This is a genomic window from Pseudomonas sp. ADAK2 TE3594 (genome assembly GCF_053628675.1).
In genome coordinates, this window is the sequence record NZ_JBRJGV010000001.1 from 5,675,307 (window position 1) to 5,692,525 (window position 17,219).

A 17,219-nucleotide genomic window follows, 5' to 3' on the forward strand; every position below is an offset into this window, starting at 1 on the left:
GAGGAGTTACCGGATGTTGCACAGTTAGGGATATGAGGTGGCTGATCTGCCGCCATCGCGGGCAAGCCCGCTCCCACAGGTATTCAGGTGTTAATGCACTAGGTGTGAGCGCTGAAGATCCTGTAGGAGCGAGGCTTGCCCGCGAAGAGGCCATCAGCCCCAGCGAAGATCTCAGGCCTTGGCCAACGCCGGCAAATCCCCAATCAACCCAAGCGCTTCACGGACGAACAACGCCTTGGCCTCGGGCATCTGGTCGACCATCTTCAACCCGGTATTACGCAACCAGCGCACCGGCAACGGATCGGCCTGGAACAGTCGCTCGAACCCTTCCATCGCCGCCATCAATGCCAGATTGTGGGGCATGCGCCGACGCTCATAGCGACTGAGCACTTTCACGTCCGCCAACCGCTCGCCGCGCGTGGCCGCTTGCAGCAGCACTTCGGCCAGCACCGCGGCATCGAGGAAACCGAGGTTCACGCCCTGCCCGGCCAGCGGATGGATGGTATGGGCCGCGTCGCCGATCAGCGCCAGGCCTTCAGCCACGTAACGCTTGGCATGACGCTGACGCAGCGGCACGCACAGACGCGGGTCGGCGCTGAGCACCGTGCCGAGGCAGCCCTCGAAGGCCCGCTCCAGCTCCTTGCAGAAGCCTTCGTCATCCAGCGCCATCAAGCGCTCGGCTTCGCTCGGCGTGGTCGACCAGACGATCGAGCACCAATCCTGCCGGCCGTCCCGCTCCAGCGGCAGAAACGCCAGCGGGCCATTGTCGGTGAAACGCTGCCAGGCGGTCATTTGATGAGATTTTGAGCTGCGCACACTGGTAACGATCGCGTGATGCATGTAATCCCACTCGCGAGTCGCAACGCCGGTCAGGCGCCGAACGGCCGAGTTGGCGCCATCCGCCGCGATCACCAAAGGTGCCCGCAAGGTGCGGCCATCGGCCAGGGTCAGCAACCAGTCGTCACCGGAGCGGCGCATCTGCTCCAGACGCGCATTGGCCAGCATCCCGAGATCGCAGTCGTGCAATCGGTCGAGCAAGGCGTCCTGCACCACGCGGTTTTCGACGATGTGCCCGAGCACTTCGGCGTGCACGCTGGTCGCCGAGAAATGAATCTGCCCGGTGCCGCTGCCGTCCCAGACGTGCATGTCGGTGTAAGGACTGCTGCGTCGATTGGCGATGCCATCCCAGACACCCAGGCGTTCGAGTATTCGCTGGCTGGCGGCCGACAAGGCGCTCACCCGCGGTTCGAACGGAGCTTGCCCATCGAAGGGCTTGACGCTCAGGGGACTGCCGTCCAGCAACAGGACTTCGAGCCCGCTGTTTTGTAACGCCAGCGCCAGGGCGCTGCCGACCATTCCGGCCCCGACAATCAGCAGATCTGCGCGCATTTCCATGCTTTAAGCCTGTCTCGCTTGCGGCTTGAGCCGCACGTAAAGGGTTCTCTCGACGCACGCCACCAAGGTGCCTGCGTCGTCGTGAATTTCGACTGGGTTCGCCAGCCACTCAAGCATCGGGACGCGTACCCAGCCCCATGGCCTGCCGGGCAAACCAGCGCTTGGCCGGTGGCAGCAGATCAAGGCCAAGCAGGCCGATGTTGCGGCCCAGGGAAACCAGCGGCTGAGTGCTGCCGAATAACCGGGTGACCTGATCGGAGAAGCCCACGGTCAGGTTCTGATCCATTCGCTGACGCTCGCGATAGGCCTGCAAGGTGGCGAAGTCGCCGGGCGCTGTCTCGCTGCCCAACAAACTGTCGGCCAGCGCCTGGGCGTCACGCAACGACAGGTTGAACCCTTGCCCGGCAATCGGATGCAGGCTGTGAGCGGCGTTGCCGAGGATCGCCAGATGCGGGCGGACTTGTTCCTCGGCCTCGATCAGCGACAACGGATACAAATGCCGGGCGCCGACCTGCTTCAGCGTGCCGAGGCGATAGCCGAATATGCCCTGCAACTCGCCGAGAAAGCTGCGGTCATCAAGGGCTGCCAACCGTTGCGCGTCCATGCCCAGGCGGGTCCAGACCAAGGCGCAGCGGTTTTCCGGAAGCGGCAGCAAGGCCATCGGGCCGTCGTCGGTGAAGCGTTCGAAAGCCATGCCGTTGTGCGCTTCGCTCGGGGTGATATTGGCGATCAGCGCGCTCTGGTTATACGGGCGTTTCTTGATGCCGATCCCCAGTTGCTCACGCAAGCCGGAACGGCCGCCATCGGCGAGCACCGCAAGGTCGCATTCCAGGATGGTTTCATCGTTGAGCGTCAGACGATAGCCGTCGGTCAGCGGCTCCATGCGGGTAACTTCCGCCGGGCAGCGCCAACTGATCACGTCCTTGTCCAGTCCTTGCCAGAGGCATTGGCCAAGCCAGGCGTTTTCAACCACATAACCCAGCGCCGGAACGCCCTCTTCCATCGCCGACAGCCGCGCGGTGGAGAAACGTCCACGGTCGGAGACATGAATCTGCTTGATCGGCTCGGCGCGGCGGGAGATTTCCTGCCACACGCCCAACCGTTGATAAATCTGTCGTGCACCGAAGGACAGCGCCGAAGAGCGGGCGTCATAACTCGGTTGATAGGTGTCGCCGGGGGCAAACGGCTCGATCAGCACGATCTTCCAGCCACGGGCCTTGGCCCCAGCCTGCAACGCCAACGCCAGACTGGCGCCGACCAGGCCACCACCGATAATTGCCAGATTGACTCGACTCATGCCGCTTGTGTCCGTGCGGCGGCCATCAAGGCTTCGATCTCGGCGACCGTTTTCGGCACGCCGTTAGTCAGGATTTCACAACCGGTTTTGGTGACCACTACGTCGTCCTCGATGCGCACGCCAATGCCGCGCCATTTCTTCGCTACGTTCTGGTTGTCCGCAGCAATGTAAATGCCCGGCTCGACCGTCAGCGCCATGCCGACTTCCAGCACGCGCCATTCGCCGCCGACCTTGTATTCACCGACATCGTGCACATCCATGCCCAGCCAGTGGCCGGCGCGGTGCATGTAAAATGCTTTGTAGGCTTCGCTGGCGATCAACTCGTCGACGTCGCCCTGCAACAGGCCCAACTTCACCAGACCGGCGGTAATCACCCGGACCGTGGCTTCGTGCGCCTGATTCCAGTGTTTGTTCGGCGCGATCTCGGCAAACGCTGCTTCCTGGGAAGCCAGCACCAACTCGTAAATCGCCTTCTGCTCCGGGGAATACTTGCCGTTGACCGGCCAGGTGCGGGTGATGTCGCTGGCGTAGCAGTCGATCTCGCAACCGGCGTCGATCAGCACCAGATCGCCGTCCTTGAGCACCGCGTCATTTTGCTGGTAATGCAGGATGCAGCTGTTGCGCCCCGCCGCGACGATCGAGCCATAGGCCGGCATCTTCGCCCCGCCCTTGCGGAACTCGTAATCGAGCTCGGCTTCCAGACTGAATTCATGCAAACCGGCACGACTGGCCTGCATTGCACGAATATGTGCCTGGGCGGAAATCCGTGCGGCTTCGCGCATCACTTTCACTTCTGCCGCCGATTTATACAGGCGCATGTCGTGAAGCAGATGATCCAGGGCAACGAATTCGTTCGGCGGCTGGGCGCCGAGGTGCGCTTTAGAGCGGATCACGTTGATCCAGTCCATCAGGTGCCGATCGAATTCCGGGTTGCTGCCCATGGCCGAGTACACCCGGTCACGGCCTTCGATCAGGCCCGGCAGGATGTCGTCGATATCGGTGATGGGGAATGCGTCATCGGCGCCGAAGTCGCGGATCGCGCCTTCCTGGCCGGCGCGCAAGCCGTCCCACAATTCCCGTTCGGCATTACGTTCCCGGCAAAACAGCACGTATTCGCCATGCTCACGGCCGGGCATCAAGACGATGACGGCTTGAGGCTCGGGGAAACCGCTGAGGTACTGGAAGTCGCTGTCCTGACGGTAGACGTGCTCGACGTCACGGTTGCGGATGGCCACCGCGGCGGCAGGCAGGATGGCGATGCTGTTGGGTTCCATCTGCGCCATCAGCGCCTTGCGGCGACGGCTGTATTCCGATTTCGGGATATGAATCATGGGCAGATGGCTTTCCCTGGCACGCGATTAATGCAACGACGGTTTGGCAGCCGCTTCGTCGGTTTTCTTGGTTTCGGTGAACAGCAGCAACGGAGCGACGCGCAGGTACTCCATCACTTCCATGTAGTCGCTTTCGCCGTCGTCGGACTCTTCCAGCGCGTCTTGCACTTGGGCAATGGCCGCCAGATCCTGCAGCACTTCGGTGGCTTCAGTGCTCAAGGCATATTCACGGCGGGTCAGACCGAAGCCGGTAAGGAAGCCCTGGCACCACTGGCCCAGTGCGGCCGCACGCTCGGTAAGCGGCGCGTCATCGGTCGGCAGCAGCAGAACAACGGTCATGTCGTCGCTGGTAAGCTCACCCTTGACCATCTCTTGCAGGCCGATCAAGGCGTTGCGAACGTTGTCTTGCGGCTCGCCTTCGAGCAGCTCGGCGGCATCGGCCAACCAGCTGTCGGCTTCGAAGCCGGCACCGGCGCAACTGCGGCCGAGCAACAGGCCGTGCAGTTCGGCAGGCGAGACGGGATGGCCGCTGGTGCTCAGCAGGGTGGCAAAGGCTTGGTACGGAGAATTCTGAATGGGCATGGGCAGCTAGGCGCCAGACGGCGCTATGTCTAGAATGAAGGCCTTGTATCCTACATCGACAGACTCGCCAAGACTATTAAAGGCTGTCCGCCAGCTACCACCCATCAGACGAACACGTGGACACAATGGAAGACACCGACCTGCAAGCGCTGATGGCCAGACTCGAACTGCTAATTACTCGAGTCGAGCAACTAAAGAGTCAGAATGGACTCCTATTAGCTCAGGAAAAGAGCTGGCGCGAAGAACGCGCGCACCTCATTGAAAAAAATGAAATCGCCCGGCGTAAGGTCGAATCGATGATTTCGCGCCTCAAGGCCCTGGAGCAAGACTCATGAGTTCAAGCAATAGCGTTACCGTGCAGATCCTCGACAAAGAATATTCGATCATTTGCCCCCAGGAAGAGCGCAGCAACCTGGTGAGCGCTGCCCGTTATCTGGACGGCAAGATGCGCGAAATTCGCAGCAGCGGCAAAGTCATCGGCGCCGACCGCATCGCCGTGATGGCCGCACTGAACATCACGCACGATCTTCTGCACAAGGAAGAACGCCCGGATGTGCAGGCCAGCGGTTCGACCCGCGAGCAAGTTCGCGACCTGCTGGACCGCGTCGATCTGGTGCTGTCGACCGATCCGGATGTCACCAAGGGCTGAAACGCGAAACCGCTTGGGGTATACTCGCATCACTCCCTGGGGTGCTTGCCAGTTGACGACGTCCCTGAGCCGATTCGCACTACCCTGGAGGTTGCACGTTGGGCTGGTGTGCATGTCCGCTAGACGGAAAGCCTTAAAGCCTACTGCATCTTCCACCTTGAACTTTCGGGTTCAAGGGCTAAGTCGACAGCGGTTCATCCGGGGAGCCTGATTCCAGTCCGATGCCGGTTTAAATACCGGCATCGGCTTTTTTACGGGTACGCTTTAGTACTCGCACCTCGAAGCCTGAATCCATGACCGAACCTGCGCTGCTGCCCCGCCCGCAACTTCGACGCATGCTGCGCAAGGCCCGCCGCGCACTGACCCCTTGTCAGCAGCGCGAGGCCGCTCGCGGGCTGTATAAACAATTGGCCCGGCACCCGCTGTTCCGTCGCGCAAAACACATCTCTCTATACCTGCCCACCGACGGTGAAATCGATCCGCGCCTGCTGATGCGTGCCGCGCAACGTCGGGGCAAGGCGACGTATCTGCCAGTGCTCAGTGCCTGGCCAAGAACCAAAATGGTGTTCCAGCGGATTCGTCCCGGCGAAAAGCTCAAACCCAACCGTTTTCGCATCCCCGAACCTCGGCACAACATCGCCCGACAACGCAAGGTCTGGGCGCTTGACCTGGTGTTGTTGCCGCTGGTGGGGTTTGACGATGTCGGCGGACGCCTGGGAATGGGCGGTGGTTTCTACGACCGAAGCCTGGCGTACCTGGCGCGCCGCAAAAACTGGCGCAAGCCGACGCTGCTGGGCCTGGCCCATGAATGTCAGAAGGTTCAACGTTTGGCTCAGGCGAGCTGGGATGTGCCGCTGCAGGGAACAGTCACGGACAAGGCGTGGTATTTCGCGGACTAGACGCCACTGACATCAGCGGCGTCCAAAAGACAGGTTCAGCGTTTGAAGGCCGACGGCTGTTGCTGCGCGATCTCGACGGGAGCATCGGTCTTGTTGGCCCACAGGCTTTGGGCATAGCCGGTGGTCACGACGCCCAAACCGAACAAAATAACCAATATCCATAGTAAATCCGGTTTGCGTTTCATCGATAGCCCCCCTCAAGGCACATCAACACGATGACAGCAGCGGTTTCCGTTTAGGTGTAGGCCGTGCAGCAGCGTCAAGCTTGGAAGGCCGGCATTTTGCGACAACGTGAACCGACACGCAAACGCTGGCGTCAACCGACTGTCGGTTTGTCATAAAATTGCCCGACAACTTGCCCACTCACCTCGCAAGGAGCAAAACCATGGCCTATTGGCTGATGAAATCCGAGCCCGACGAACTCTCGATCAAAGACCTGGAGAAGCTTGGCCGAGCGCGCTGGGACGGGGTTCGTAACTATCAGGCGCGCAACTTTCTGCGCGCCATGGCGGTGGGCGACGAGTTTTTCTTCTATCACTCCAGTTGCCCGGAGCCGGGGATTGCCGGGATCGGAAAGATTGTCGAAACCGCGTACCCGGACCCGACGGCACTGGAGCCGGAGAGTCATTACTTCGATCCGAAGGCCACTGCCGAGAAAAACGCCTGGAGCGCGATTGATGTTGCGCATGTCGAGACGTTTCCCAAGGTGCTGAAGCTCGATTATCTGAAGCAGCAAACGGCGCTGGCCGAGATGCCACTGGTGCAGAAGGGTTCGCGGCTATCGGTGATGCCAGTGACAGCCGAGCAGTGGGCGGCGGTGATTGCACTCAAACCATGAAATCTCCAGCGCTACTTCGAATGTCATCGCGGGCAAGCCCGCTCCCACAGGGATCTGGGGTGGATGCAAAGGCTGCATTCACTGGAGATCATTGTGGGAGCGGGCTTGCCCGCGATGAGGCCCGCCCGGACAGCAAAAGACTTATTGAATGATCAGGTTGTTGAACAACAAATCCTCAACCACCGGCTTGCCGGTTTCGTCGTTCATCACTTGCTGGGTCTGCTTCAAGGCTTCCTGACGCAGCTTTTCCTTGGCTTCGACGTTGTTCATGGTTTCAGTGGTCTGCTGGGCAAACAACGCCACCAGCTGATTACGGATCAATGGCTCATTGGCCTTTACCGCTTTGGTCGCCTCGTCACCGGTCACCCGCAACGCCACATCGGCCTTGTAGACCTTGAGCTTCGGCGTGCCGTCCAGCCCATAGTTGCCCACGAATGGCGGGCTCAGGGTGATGTAGTTGACCTTCGGGGCTTCACCTTCTTTGGCTTCTTCGGCCATCGCTGCCACGGGCAGAGACAGGGCCAGCATCAACATGATCCACGCTTTCACAATTCGCTCCTTATCCGGTTTGCGGCCAAGCATAACGGCCCGCCGCTCAAGCACAAGCTTATGGCTGACTATCAGGGTCGGGCATGCTCGTTGACCCAATGACTCACACACCTACACTTATCGGCCATCACTCCCAAAGGAATAGCCCTGATGAAAGCCGTGCTGTGCAAAGCCTTCGGCCCTGCCGAATCGCTGGTGCTGGAAGACGTCGCCAGTCCTGTCGCGAAGAAGAATGAAATCCTGCTGGACGTGCATGCGGCTGGGGTGAATTTCCCGGACACGTTGATCATCGAGGGCAAGTACCAGTTCAAACCGCCCTTCCCGTTTTCTCCGGGTGGCGAAGCGGCCGGCGTGGTCAGTGCGGTAGGCGAAAAGGTCAACCACCTCAAGGTCGGTGACCGGGTCATGGCCCTGACTGGCTGGGGCAGTTTTGCCGAGCAGGTCGCGGTGCCGGGCTACAACGTGCTGCCGATCCCGCCATCAATGGACTTCAACATCGCCGCCGCATTCAGCATGACCTACGGCACGTCGATGCACGCCCTCAAGCAACGGGGCAACCTGCAACCTGGCGAAACCTTGCTGGTGCTCGGCGCTTCCGGCGGTGTCGGCCTCGCCGCGGTGGAAATCGGCAAAGCCATGGGTGCTCGAGTTATAGCCGCCGCCAGCAGCGCAGAAAAACTCGCGGTGGCCAAGGCTGCCGGTGCCGATGAGTTGATCAACTACAGCGAAACCAGCCTCAAGGACGAGATCAAACGCCTGACCGACGGCCAGGGCGCCGACGTGATCTACGATCCGGTGGGCGGCGACCTGTTCGACCAGGCGATCCGCGCCATTGCTTGGAACGGCCGTCTGTTGGTGATCGGTTTCGCCAGCGGACGAATCCCGGAGCTGCCAGTGAACCTGGCGCTGCTCAAAGGCGCCGCGGTAGTCGGCGTGTTCTGGGGCTCCTTTGCCCAGCGCCAGCCACAGGACAACGCGGCAAACTTCCAGCAGTTGTTTGGCTGGTTTGCCGAGGGCAAGTTGAAGCCGCTAGTGTCTCAGGTGTATCCCCTGAGCAACGCGGGCCAGGCCATCAATGATCTTGGCCAGCGCAAGGCGGTCGGGAAAGTGGTCGTGCAGGTTCGCTGATTATTTTCTAGCCAGGTCGCAGCCCTGCGACCTGGCTCCGTCATCCCTACACCGACCCTCATTTATACCTGAGCGACATGTTCATAAAGGAACATGCGATCTCCAACATTTCCGCTGTTTTGCCGATGCGAACCGGTGCTATTTTCGGTAACGAAACTGTAACATTCGCATCCGCAGTCAAAACAAGAAATCTGGAGCTCTTGAATGTTTGCTTTCTTTCGTCCTGCCGCACATCAGGCTCCATTGCCTGAAGAAAAAATAGACGACACCTACAAACGACTTCGCTGGCAGATCTTCGCCGGGATTTTCATTGGGTATGCGGGTTACTACCTGCTGCGCAAGAACTTCACCTTGGCGATCCCGGATCTGATCGCCCAAGGCTATACAAAAGGCCAACTGGGTGTGGCCATGTCGGCGATTGCGATCGCCTACGGCCTTTCCAAGTTTTTGATGGGCATCGTGTCCGACCGTTCCAACCCTCGTTACTTCCTGCCTTTTGGCCTGATAGTGTCCGCTGGGGTGATGTTCGTTTTCGGTTTCGCACCGTGGGCGACGTCCAGCGTGACCATGATGTTCATCCTGTTGTTCATCAACGGCTGGGCGCAAGGCATGGGCTGGCCACCGAGCGGGCGCACCATGGTGCACTGGTGGTCGCAGAAAGAACGCGGCGGTGTGGTTTCGGTATGGAACACCGCGCATAACGTCGGCGGTGGCTTGATCGGCCCGCTGGCGATACTCGGCATGGGTTGGTTCAACGACTGGCACAGCAAGTTCTACGTACCGGCAGCGGTGGCGTTGCTGGTCGCTGTATTTGCCTTCATTGTCATGCGCGATACCCCGCAATCGACGGGCTTGCCGCCTATCGAGAAGTACAAGAACGACTACCCGGAAGGCTACGACGCCAGCCACGAAGAAGAATTCAGCGCCAAGGACATCTTCGTCAAATACGTGCTGCGCAACAAAATGCTCTGGTTCATCGCGTTGGCCAACGTCTTCGTCTACTTGTTGCGCTATGGCATCCTGGATTGGGCGCCGACCTACCTTAAAGAGGTCAAGCACTTCGACTTCGACAAGACGTCCTGGGCTTACTTCCTGTACGAGTGGGCAGGCATTCCCGGCACGCTGCTGTGTGGCTGGATGTCGGACAAGGTCTTCCGGGGCAACCGTGGTCTGACCGGCATGGTGTTCATGGCACTGGTGACCGTTGCGACGATCGTTTACTGGCTGAATCCACCGGGCAACCCGATGGTCGACATGATCTCGCTGTTCGCGATCGGCTTCCTGATCTATGGTCCGGTGATGCTGGTCGGTCTGCAGGCGCTGGAACTGGTGCCCAAGAAAGCCGCGGGCACGGCTGCCGGGTTCACTGGTTTGTTTGGTTATCTGGGTGGTTCAGTCGCGGCCAGTGCGCTGATGGGCTACACGGTGGACTACTTCGGCTGGGATGGCGGCTTCATCCTGCTGGTCGTCGCCTGCCTGCTGGCGATGGCGTTCCTGGCGCCCACTCTGGGTCACAAGAACGTCGCCAGTCAGAGCCGCGAAGCGATCGCCTGATCGGCCTTCGATTTGCAGCGCTTGAGCCGCGCCTCCAGATTCCGGTCTGGCATGGCGTGGCTACGCAGGGCGTGCGCGGTCTGCTCGACATATTCGCGAGTGGTGCCATAACGCCCGCAAGCGCTTTCGAACACTTGGCTCAGCACATGATCCGGCAAGTTGCCGGCATAGCTGGGCAGGTGCCGTTCCAAGACGAATCCCAATGCCTGAACCTGGCTTCCGTCCTCGAGACGGCAGTTGAGCCAGTGTGGGCGATAGGACGGGAATGGCATTTCACGCTGCCAGAGCGCATAAAGCGAAGCTTCGAGTTGCTCTTCGGGCAAGCGATAGGCAAACCCGCTGCATGAGCCGCCGCGATCCAGGCCAAACACCAGCCCGGGCACTTCCGGTGTACCGCGATGCTCGTGGGACCACAGGTACAAACCGCGATGGTAGCCATGCACGCGACCGCGCACTCGCTCCACAGCCGCGCATTCTGGACGCCAGATCAGCGAACCATAAGCAAACAGCCACACCGGCCCACCCTTGTGGCGCGCCATGGTCGATTGCATCGAGCTGAGCAATTGTTCGTGCGTAAGCTGCGGCCCCAGATCGAGCCGCGGAGGGTAAGCCAGATTCAAAAAAGCAGATTCAATGGCGCTCATGGCGAATAGCGTTCAGCTCCCCGCGGGTAAAGAATTACTTAATAGAACGCACCGCTGTAACAATAAGGCACATATGGTTTAAGGCAATTTAAGTGCCATGGCGGAGTTCGAAACGTATTGCCTGAATGAGATATAACCTACCGGCATTTATATAAATTTATAAATACCGATCGGCTATATGGGGAGTTATAACGATTTAAAATCACGGATCAAGATCGAGGATCAAGATCGGGGCGCGTAAGCGAACACATCCGCGCGCATTTGATGGGCATCCATCCCCGCTTCGACCAGCGCATCCAGCGTGCCATAGACCATGGCCGGAGAGCCGCTGGCGTAGACGTGCAGAGATTTCAGATCAGGGAAATCTTCACACACCGCCTCATGCAACATGCCGCAGCGCCCTCCCCAGCCGCATTGATCGCTGACGACTTTATGCAGGAACAGATTGGACAGCTTTTCCCATTCATCCCAATGCTCAATGTCATAAAAGTCTTCGGGACGACGCACCCCCCAATACAGATGCACCGGATGCTTGAATCCCGTGGCCCGGCAATGTTCGATCAGACTGTGGATCTGACCCATGCCGGTACCGGCGGCAATCAGTACCAGTGGACCGTCCGGCAGTTCCGCCAGATGGGTATCGCCGAATGGCATCTCGATGCGCACCATCGGGTTGCGCTGAAGCTGTTCGATCAGGCTCAGCGCACTGCTTTCGCGCGCCAGTACATGAATTTCCAGATCGCGTCCGGAATGCGGCGCAGAGGCCAGGGAGAAGGCGGATTTCTCGCCACTCTCACGCTCGATCATCAGGTACTGACCGGCGTGATAGCGTGGCGGCTTGCCCGCAGGCGCACGCAGACGCACGCGCCAGGTATCGCCGCCGACGTCCCTGCATTCAATGACCTGACACGACACGCTGCGCACCGGCAATTCTCCCAGCGCGAGCACGCCATCCCACAGCACGATGCAGTCTTCCAGCGGCTCTGCAATGCAAGTGTAGAACTCGCCATGGTCACGCACATCACCGGCCTGTTCGACCCGCCCTTCCACCAGCAATGCACCGCACACATGACAATTGCCGTTGCGACAGCTCTGCGGGCATTCATAGCCCAGGCGCCGCGCGCCATCGAGAATCCGCTCGCCGGGCAGAATCTCTAGCACTGCTCCGGAGGGCTGCAAGGTTACACGCATCAATCTATTCCTAACTGATTCCAGATGGCATCGATCCGTTGGGTAACGGCTTCATCCTTGACGATGACCCGGCCCCACTCGCGGGTGGTTTCGCCTGGCCATTTATGCGTGGCATCGAGCCCCATCTTCGAGCCCAGGCCGGAAACCGGCGAGGCGAAGTCGAGGTAGTCGATCGGCGTGTTGTCGATCATCACCGTGTCGCGCTTGGGGTCCATGCGCGTGGTGATGGCCCAGATCACGTCGTTCCAGTCCCGTGCGTTGATATCGTCGTCAGTGACGATAACGAACTTGGTGTACATGAACTGTCGCAAAAACGACCAGACACCCAGCATTACCCGCTTGGCATGCCCGGGATACGACTTCTTCATGGTCACGATGGCCATGCGGTACGAACAGCCTTCGGGCGGCAGGTAGAAGTCGGTGATCTCCGGAAACTGCTTTTGCAGGATCGGTACGAACACTTCGTTCAGCGCCACGCCGAGAATTGCCGGCTCATCCGGTGGACGGCCGGTGTAGGTGCTGTGGTAGATCGGCTTGATCCGGTGGGTAATGCGTTCGACGGTGAACACCGGGAAGCTGTCGACTTCGTTGTAGTAGCCAGTGTGGTCGCCATACGGGCCTTCGTCGGCCATTTCGCCCGGATGGATCACGCCTTCAAGGATGATCTCGGCGGTGGCCGGCACTTGCAGGTCATTGCCGCGGCACTTCACCAGTTCGGTGCGGTTACCGCGCAATAGGCCGGCGAAAGCGTATTCGGAGAGGCTGTCCGGCACAGGTGTCACGGCGCCAAGAATGGTTGCCGGGTCAGCGCCCAGAGCCACAGAGACCGGGAATGGCTGGCCGGGGTGTTTCTCGCACCACTCACGGTAATCCAGCGCGCCGCCACGGTGGCTCAACCAGCGCATGATCACTTTGTTGCGGCCGATCACTTGCTGACGGTAGATGCCGAGGTTCTGGCGATCCTTGTTCGGGCCTTTGGTGACGGTCAGGCCCCAGGTGATCAGCGGACCGACGTCGCCCGGCCAGCAGGTCTGTACCGGCAACATCGCCAGATCGACATCGTCGCCTTCGATGACCACTTCCTGGCACACCGCGTCTTTGACGACTTTCGGTGCCATGGCAATGATCTTGCGGAAGATCGGCAGCTTGGACCAGGCGTCCTTCAAGCCCTTCGGCGGCTCGGGCTCCTTGAGGAATGCCAACAGCTTGCCGATTTCGCGCAACTCGCTGACCGACTCTGCGCCCATGCCCATGGCTACCCGCTCGGGGGTGCCGAACAGGTTGCCGAGTACCGGAATGTCATAACCGGTGGGTTTTTCGAACAACAGCGCCGGCCCTTTGGCGCGCAGCGTACGATCACAGACTTCGGTCATCTCCAACACTGGAGAGACGGGGATCTGGATGCGTTTCAACTCTCCGCGCTGCTCAAGCTGCTGCACGAAATCCCGAAGATCCTTGAATTTCATTGACGATGGCACCCCTAAAATAGGCGTACATCCTACCTGCTCTGCCGACCAAACAGCAGCCTGTCAGTGCATAGCCAGCAATCAATTGTGATTTGCACCCAGCAGCACCGGAGCAAACAAGAGGCTCAACCGGGCACTGCCTGTGTCTGACAGATGGTCCTCGTCTTTGTACTGCGAACGGCCATTGACCTCGATACTGCAAATCTGGTCCGCACACATCAACGGCGTAGGATCGATAACATGTACGCCTGGGTCGGCCGCGCTCATCGAGTTGAACAAGGTACTGAGAAAATGCTGGCGCGCCAGGTGCTCTTCGAGTGGTCGGCCCAACCCCTCGGCCAAACGACCGACCTGGGCCAGACTCGTCAGTCGATCGATGGAGCCCTTGCGCTGCAGCGGTACTTCCTTGAACAACCAGACTTGCGCGCCCGCCGCCCTTAATGCCGTCACCCGTGCCTTGAGCGCCGTGGCCATGCGCTCCTCGGCCCGGGCCGTATTGTCATGCTGATTGAGCAGAACCTTTTTATCGCCGTCTTCGCGACCGTAAACGTAAAGACTCCAATTGGCTGCCAGCACCACATCCTTAATCTGCAGGCTACGAACCCGCTCCATTGTCTGTTCGTTGAAGTCCTTGCAACGCTGACGCACATCATCGCTCTGGATCGGCGGACAGGCACTCATGCTGTAAAGCCACACCGCGCGACTCTCGCGCTTTGCGCTACTTTCGATCGCAGGCAACAGCGCAGCTGCGTGACTGTCGCCCCAGAGCATTTGCGTCGCCGGAACCTCTTCGTTACCACCCACCAGACACGCCTTGTCCAGTTTTTTGTCCGAGGTCACCGACATGCATTTCAACTGCCCCGCCCGCCAATCCCGAGACAGTGCATATTCCAGCGCTTTGCCGGTAAGGCGTTGAGGAAAACCGTCCGCCGATCGCACTATCGAACCGGTGACCACCAGAGCGACCATGGTCAGCAAGCCCCCCAACAACACGGGTTTGCGTCCAGCCAGCAGGCGTCGTTCACGAAATGGAAGTTCGACGAAGCGCCAGCTCAACCATGCAAGACCCAGCGCCAACAGTATCCAGCCCGTAGCCTCCAAGGGCTGAATGCCGTCGATCGAAATGGCATTGGCGTAGACGTAGACCGGCCAGTGCCACAGATACAAGGAATAGGAGAGCAAGCCGATCCATATCAGCGCGCGAGCACTCAACACCTGACCGGCCCATGTAGAACCGTGCCCGCCTGACCAGATCAGCGCGGTGGCACCGAGCACAGGCAGTAAAGCCGCCCAGCCTGGGAACACCGTAGCCTTGTCAAAGGTGAAAACTGCCACCAGGACCGCCATTAACCCGGCCACTCCCACAGACTGATAGAGCCAGGGCCGTACAGCCTGTTTTGACGCCGGCAAGACCGCGAGCATGGCACCGCACAGCAACTCCCAGGCGCGTGTCGGCAGCGAAAAGAAAGCGACGTCGGGCTTGCGGTCGATATAAGCGATATTGAGCCCGAAAGATATCAGCAGCACGACAAACAGCATCCAGCGCCAATAGCGAACATGGCGCATCAACAACACCATCAACAGCGGAAAGAAGATGTAGTACTGCTCTTCAACGGCCAGGGACCAGGTATGAAGCAACGGTTTCAAATCCGATGCGGGCTGGAAGTAACCGTCTTCGCGCATGAACAGAATGTTTGAAATAAACAGCGCCTGATAACGAACCGTCCTTCCCAACTCGGAGAAGTCCTTGGCCGTCAGCAACAACCAGCCCAGAACCAGCGTCGCCAGCAATACCACGCTCAAGGCCGGAATGATCCGTCGGGCACGGCGAGCCCAGAAATCGACGAAACTGAAACGCTGGGCGCCGATCTCACGAAACAGAATGCTGGTAATCAGGAATCCGGAAATGACAAAGAAGACATCAACGCCGACAAAGCCACCGCTGAAAGTGCTGAAGCCAAAATGAAACAGCACAACCGGAATAACGGCCAGAGCCCGCAACCCGTCAATATCACGGCGATTGCCAAATGTGTGCATAACGTCCCTTGTCATTTCAGATACAAAGCCGATTGAAAAAGGGACTCGCCGTTAGCGCGACTGCGGATATTCGACGAAGGTCAACGTGGGGAACGACCTGTCAGAACACTTGATTCAATCGCCGGCAAGATTGAATGCAGCGGCGATAGATCAGCTATTAGCGGGCGGCGGCACCCATTGAATGGGCGCCAGTTTACAGCACGGTAAGTATCAATCCAGATACAAAATATCCTGCGAAAAAAAAAGAGCGCCCTTTTCGGGGCGCCCTTCTTTGAAGCGTATGTCCCGTCCTGAATGGGTTTAACCTGCTTCAGGGCGAGACAGTACTTCGTGTTACTTACGTTTCATCGACAAGAAGAACTCGTCGTTGGTCTTGGTCTGTTTCAGCTTGTCGACCAGGAACTCGATGGCAGAGACTTCGTCCATCGGGTGCAGCAGCTTGCGCAGGATCCACATACGCTGCAGTTCGTCGTCGGCCGTCAGCAACTCTTCGCGGCGAGTACCGGAACGGTTGATGTTGATGGCCGGGAACACACGTTTTTCAGCGATCTTGCGATCCAGAGGCAGTTCCATGTTGCCGGTGCCTTTGAATTCCTCGTAGATCACTTCGTCCATCTTCGAGCCGGTTTCAACCAGCGCGGTAGCGATGATGGTCAGCGAGCCGCCTTCTTCGATGTTCCGTGCAGCGCCGAAGAAACGTTTCGGTTTCTCCAGGGCGTGGGCATCGACACCACCGGTCAGTACCTTGCCAGAGCTCGGGATCACGGTGTTGTAGGCACGCGCCAGACGGGTGATGGAGTCGAGCAGGATCACCACGTCCTTCTTGTGTTCGACCAGGCGCTTGGCCTTCTCGATCACCATTTCGGCAACCTGCACGTGGCGGGTTGGCGGCTCGTCGAACGTCGAGGCAACCACTTCGCCGCGCACGGTGCGCTGCATTTCGGTCACTTCTTCCGGACGTTCGTCGATCAGCAATACGATCAGATGAACTTCAGGATTGTTACGTGCGATGTTCGCCGCGATGTTCTGCAGCATGATCGTTTTACCGGCTTTCGGCGGGGCAACGATCAGGCCGCGCTGGCCTTTGCCGATCGGGGCGCACAGGTCGATGACACGACCGGTCAAGTCTTCGGTGGAACCGTTGCCGGCTTCCATCTTCATGCGCACGGTCGGGAACAGCGGGGTCAGGTTCTCGAAGAGAATCTTGTTTTTCGCGTTCTCGGGACGATCGTAGTTGATCGTGTCGACCTTGAGCAGTGCGAAATAACGCTCGCCTTCCTTTGGAGGACGGATCTTGCCAACGATGGTGTCACCGGTGCGCAAGTTGAAGCGGCGGATCTGGCTCGGCGAGACGTAGATGTCGTCTGGGCCGGCGAGATAGGAAGCGTCAGCGGAGCGCAGGAAGCCGAAGCCGTCCTGGAGAATCTCCAGCACGCCATCACCGGAGATTTCCTCGCCGCTTTTAGCGTGCTTTTTGAGCAGGGAGAAAATCACGTCCTGCTTGCGCGAACGGGCCATATTTTCTATGCCCATCTGTTCGGCCAATTCGAGCAGTTCGGTAATCGGCTTTTGCTTGAGTTCAGTCAGATTCATATAGGAATGACGTAATCATTTATGGAGGGGGGAAATTAAGCTTTTGGCTTAATGAGGCCGCGCCGC

General features: G+C 59.2%; 17 protein-coding genes, 1 other RNA gene and 1 pseudogene. 7 read left to right on the forward strand and 12 right to left on the reverse strand.

From position 1 onward, the window contains the following. Positions 1-171 precede the first annotated feature (171 nt). From AB7M22_RS25535 to AB7M22_RS25555, 5 genes and pseudogenes are all read right to left on the reverse strand, one after another. Positions 172-1,389 (reverse strand): 2-octaprenyl-3-methyl-6-methoxy-1,4-benzoquinol hydroxylase, encoded by a 1,218-nt coding sequence (locus AB7M22_RS25535; protein WP_454188858.1) that lies wholly within the window; start codon positions 1,387-1,389, stop codon positions 172-174. A 9-nt stretch (positions 1,390-1,398) separates the two neighbouring features. Further along, positions 1,399-1,488: pseudogene (locus tag AB7M22_RS25540) on the reverse strand (tetrameric acyl-CoA thioesterase); the annotation flags it as partial. 16 nt (positions 1,489-1,504) lie between these two features. Next, positions 1,505-2,692 (reverse strand): 2-octaprenyl-6-methoxyphenyl hydroxylase, encoded by a 1,188-nt coding sequence (gene ubiH, locus AB7M22_RS25545; RefSeq protein ID WP_008012541.1) that lies wholly within the window; start codon positions 2,690-2,692, stop codon positions 1,505-1,507. Further along, positions 2,689-4,023 carry a Xaa-Pro aminopeptidase gene (gene pepP, locus AB7M22_RS25550; protein WP_454188149.1) on the reverse strand — a complete coding sequence of 445 codons (1,335 nt, stop codon included), beginning with the start codon at positions 4,021-4,023 and terminating at the stop codon, positions 2,689-2,691. Before pepP ends, ubiH begins: the two co-directional genes overlap by 4 nt. A gap of 27 nt (positions 4,024-4,050) precedes the next feature. Beyond that, positions 4,051-4,605 (reverse strand): YecA/YgfB family protein, encoded by a 555-nt coding sequence (locus AB7M22_RS25555; RefSeq protein WP_008012538.1) that lies wholly within the window; start codon positions 4,603-4,605, stop codon positions 4,051-4,053. Positions 4,606-4,730: 125 nt separating this feature from the next. Here AB7M22_RS25555 and AB7M22_RS25560 point away from each other — a divergent pair, with 125 nt between their 5' ends. The 4 genes from AB7M22_RS25560 (at position 4,731) to AB7M22_RS25575 (ending at position 6,153) form a co-directional block, all read left to right on the forward strand. Continuing rightward, entirely contained in the window at positions 4,731-4,940 is a 210-nt protein-coding gene (locus AB7M22_RS25560; protein ID WP_007899405.1) for a TIGR02449 family protein, read from the forward strand. Further along, positions 4,937-5,254 carry a cell division protein ZapA gene (locus AB7M22_RS25565; RefSeq protein WP_007899404.1) on the forward strand — a complete coding sequence of 106 codons (318 nt, stop codon included), beginning with the start codon at positions 4,937-4,939 and terminating at the stop codon, positions 5,252-5,254. The genes AB7M22_RS25560 and AB7M22_RS25565 overlap by 4 nt, the downstream gene beginning before the upstream one ends. A 30-nt stretch (positions 5,255-5,284) precedes the next feature. Beyond that, a non-coding RNA gene (gene ssrS, locus AB7M22_RS25570) (6S RNA) lies at positions 5,285-5,463 on the forward strand. An 84-nt stretch (positions 5,464-5,547) separates the two neighbouring features. Then, positions 5,548-6,153: a 5-formyltetrahydrofolate cyclo-ligase gene (locus tag AB7M22_RS25575; RefSeq protein ID WP_454188150.1), complete on the forward strand. Its 606-nt coding sequence runs from the start codon at positions 5,548-5,550 to the stop codon at positions 6,151-6,153. Positions 6,154-6,188: 35 nt separating this feature from the next. Here the strand turns inward: AB7M22_RS25575 and AB7M22_RS25580 are convergent, their stop codons facing one another. After that, positions 6,189-6,338 carry a hypothetical protein gene (locus AB7M22_RS25580; protein WP_007899400.1) on the reverse strand — a complete coding sequence of 50 codons (150 nt, stop codon included), beginning with the start codon at positions 6,336-6,338 and terminating at the stop codon, positions 6,189-6,191. A 200-nt stretch (positions 6,339-6,538) separates the two neighbouring features. On the opposite strand from AB7M22_RS25580, the gene AB7M22_RS25585 reads away from it, so the two are divergent. After that, on the forward strand, positions 6,539-6,991 hold the full coding sequence (locus tag AB7M22_RS25585) for an EVE domain-containing protein (protein WP_454188151.1): 453 nt from the start codon (positions 6,539-6,541) through the stop codon (positions 6,989-6,991). Between the two features lie 141 nt (positions 6,992-7,132). On the opposite strand, the gene AB7M22_RS25590 is transcribed toward AB7M22_RS25585, so the two are convergent. Next, positions 7,133-7,540: a flagellar basal body-associated protein FliL gene (locus AB7M22_RS25590; RefSeq protein ID WP_019580533.1), complete on the reverse strand. Its 408-nt coding sequence runs from the start codon at positions 7,538-7,540 to the stop codon at positions 7,133-7,135. Between the two features lie 150 nt (positions 7,541-7,690). On the opposite strand from AB7M22_RS25590, the gene AB7M22_RS25595 reads away from it, so the two are divergent. Together AB7M22_RS25595 and glpT are read left to right on the forward strand one after the other, a co-directional pair. Next, positions 7,691-8,668 carry an NADPH:quinone oxidoreductase family protein gene (locus AB7M22_RS25595; protein WP_454188152.1) on the forward strand — a complete coding sequence of 326 codons (978 nt, stop codon included), beginning with the start codon at positions 7,691-7,693 and terminating at the stop codon, positions 8,666-8,668. Between the two features lie 204 nt (positions 8,669-8,872). Then, positions 8,873-10,222, forward strand: a complete 1,350-nt coding sequence (gene glpT, locus AB7M22_RS25600; protein ID WP_454188153.1) for a glycerol-3-phosphate transporter — start codon at positions 8,873-8,875, stop codon at positions 10,220-10,222. Here the strand turns inward: glpT and AB7M22_RS25605 are convergent. From AB7M22_RS25605 to rho, 5 genes are all read right to left on the reverse strand, one after another. Beyond that, complete coding sequence (locus AB7M22_RS25605) at positions 10,198-10,866, reverse strand: gamma-glutamylcyclotransferase (protein ID WP_008012527.1); 669 nt, start codon at positions 10,864-10,866, stop codon at positions 10,198-10,200. The genes glpT and AB7M22_RS25605 overlap by 25 nt on opposite strands. A gap of 222 nt (positions 10,867-11,088) precedes the next feature. Further along, the gene (locus AB7M22_RS25610; RefSeq protein WP_454188154.1) at positions 11,089-12,057 is read right to left on the reverse strand and encodes a CDP-6-deoxy-delta-3,4-glucoseen reductase; all 969 of its coding nucleotides are present in this window, start codon (positions 12,055-12,057) and stop codon (positions 11,089-11,091) included. Then, positions 12,057-13,523 carry a 4-hydroxy-3-polyprenylbenzoate decarboxylase gene (ubiD, locus tag AB7M22_RS25615; protein WP_105340703.1) on the reverse strand — a complete coding sequence of 489 codons (1,467 nt, stop codon included), beginning with the start codon at positions 13,521-13,523 and terminating at the stop codon, positions 12,057-12,059. Before ubiD ends, AB7M22_RS25610 begins: the two co-directional genes overlap by 1 nt. Positions 13,524-13,604: 81 nt before the next feature. Then, positions 13,605-15,560: an acyltransferase family protein gene (locus tag AB7M22_RS25620; protein ID WP_454188155.1), complete on the reverse strand. Its 1,956-nt coding sequence runs from the start codon at positions 15,558-15,560 to the stop codon at positions 13,605-13,607. A 333-nt stretch (positions 15,561-15,893) separates the two neighbouring features. After that, positions 15,894-17,153 (reverse strand): transcription termination factor Rho, encoded by a 1,260-nt coding sequence (gene rho / locus AB7M22_RS25625; protein WP_007899384.1) that lies wholly within the window; start codon positions 17,151-17,153, stop codon positions 15,894-15,896. Positions 17,154-17,219: the final 66 nt, after the last annotated feature.

Excerpts from the sequence above, each read along its gene's own strand:
- AB7M22_RS25535 (WP_454188858.1), bottom strand. The coding sequence starts at position 1,389 with ATGCGCGCAGATCTGCTGATTGTCGGGGCCGGAATGGTCGGCAGCGCC.
- AB7M22_RS25610 (WP_454188154.1), bottom strand. The coding sequence starts at position 12,057 with ATGCGTGTAACCTTGCAGCCCTCCGGAGCAGTGCTAGAGATTCTGCCC.
- rho (WP_007899384.1), bottom strand. The coding sequence starts at position 17,153 with ATGAATCTGACTGAACTCAAGCAAAAGCCGATTACCGAACTGCTCGAA.
- ubiD (WP_105340703.1), bottom strand. The coding sequence starts at position 13,523 with ATGAAATTCAAGGATCTTCGGGATTTCGTGCAGCAGCTTGAGCAGCGC.
- AB7M22_RS25575 (WP_454188150.1), top strand. The coding sequence starts at position 5,548 with ATGACCGAACCTGCGCTGCTGCCCCGCCCGCAACTTCGACGCATGCTG.
- ubiH (WP_008012541.1), bottom strand. The coding sequence starts at position 2,692 with ATGAGTCGAGTCAATCTGGCAATTATCGGTGGTGGCCTGGTCGGCGCC.
- AB7M22_RS25555 (WP_008012538.1), bottom strand. The coding sequence starts at position 4,605 with ATGCCCATTCAGAATTCTCCGTACCAAGCCTTTGCCACCCTGCTGAGC.
- pepP (WP_454188149.1), bottom strand. The coding sequence starts at position 4,023 with ATGATTCATATCCCGAAATCGGAATACAGCCGTCGCCGCAAGGCGCTG.
- AB7M22_RS25565 (WP_007899404.1), top strand. The coding sequence starts at position 4,937 with ATGAGTTCAAGCAATAGCGTTACCGTGCAGATCCTCGACAAAGAATAT.
- AB7M22_RS25605 (WP_008012527.1), bottom strand. The coding sequence starts at position 10,866 with ATGAGCGCCATTGAATCTGCTTTTTTGAATCTGGCTTACCCTCCGCGG.
- AB7M22_RS25580 (WP_007899400.1), bottom strand. The coding sequence starts at position 6,338 with ATGAAACGCAAACCGGATTTACTATGGATATTGGTTATTTTGTTCGGT.
- AB7M22_RS25585 (WP_454188151.1), top strand. The coding sequence starts at position 6,539 with ATGGCCTATTGGCTGATGAAATCCGAGCCCGACGAACTCTCGATCAAA.
- AB7M22_RS25620 (WP_454188155.1), bottom strand. The coding sequence starts at position 15,560 with ATGCACACATTTGGCAATCGCCGTGATATTGACGGGTTGCGGGCTCTG.
- AB7M22_RS25595 (WP_454188152.1), top strand. The coding sequence starts at position 7,691 with ATGAAAGCCGTGCTGTGCAAAGCCTTCGGCCCTGCCGAATCGCTGGTG.
- AB7M22_RS25560 (WP_007899405.1), top strand. The coding sequence starts at position 4,731 with ATGGAAGACACCGACCTGCAAGCGCTGATGGCCAGACTCGAACTGCTA.
- glpT (WP_454188153.1), top strand. The coding sequence starts at position 8,873 with ATGTTTGCTTTCTTTCGTCCTGCCGCACATCAGGCTCCATTGCCTGAA.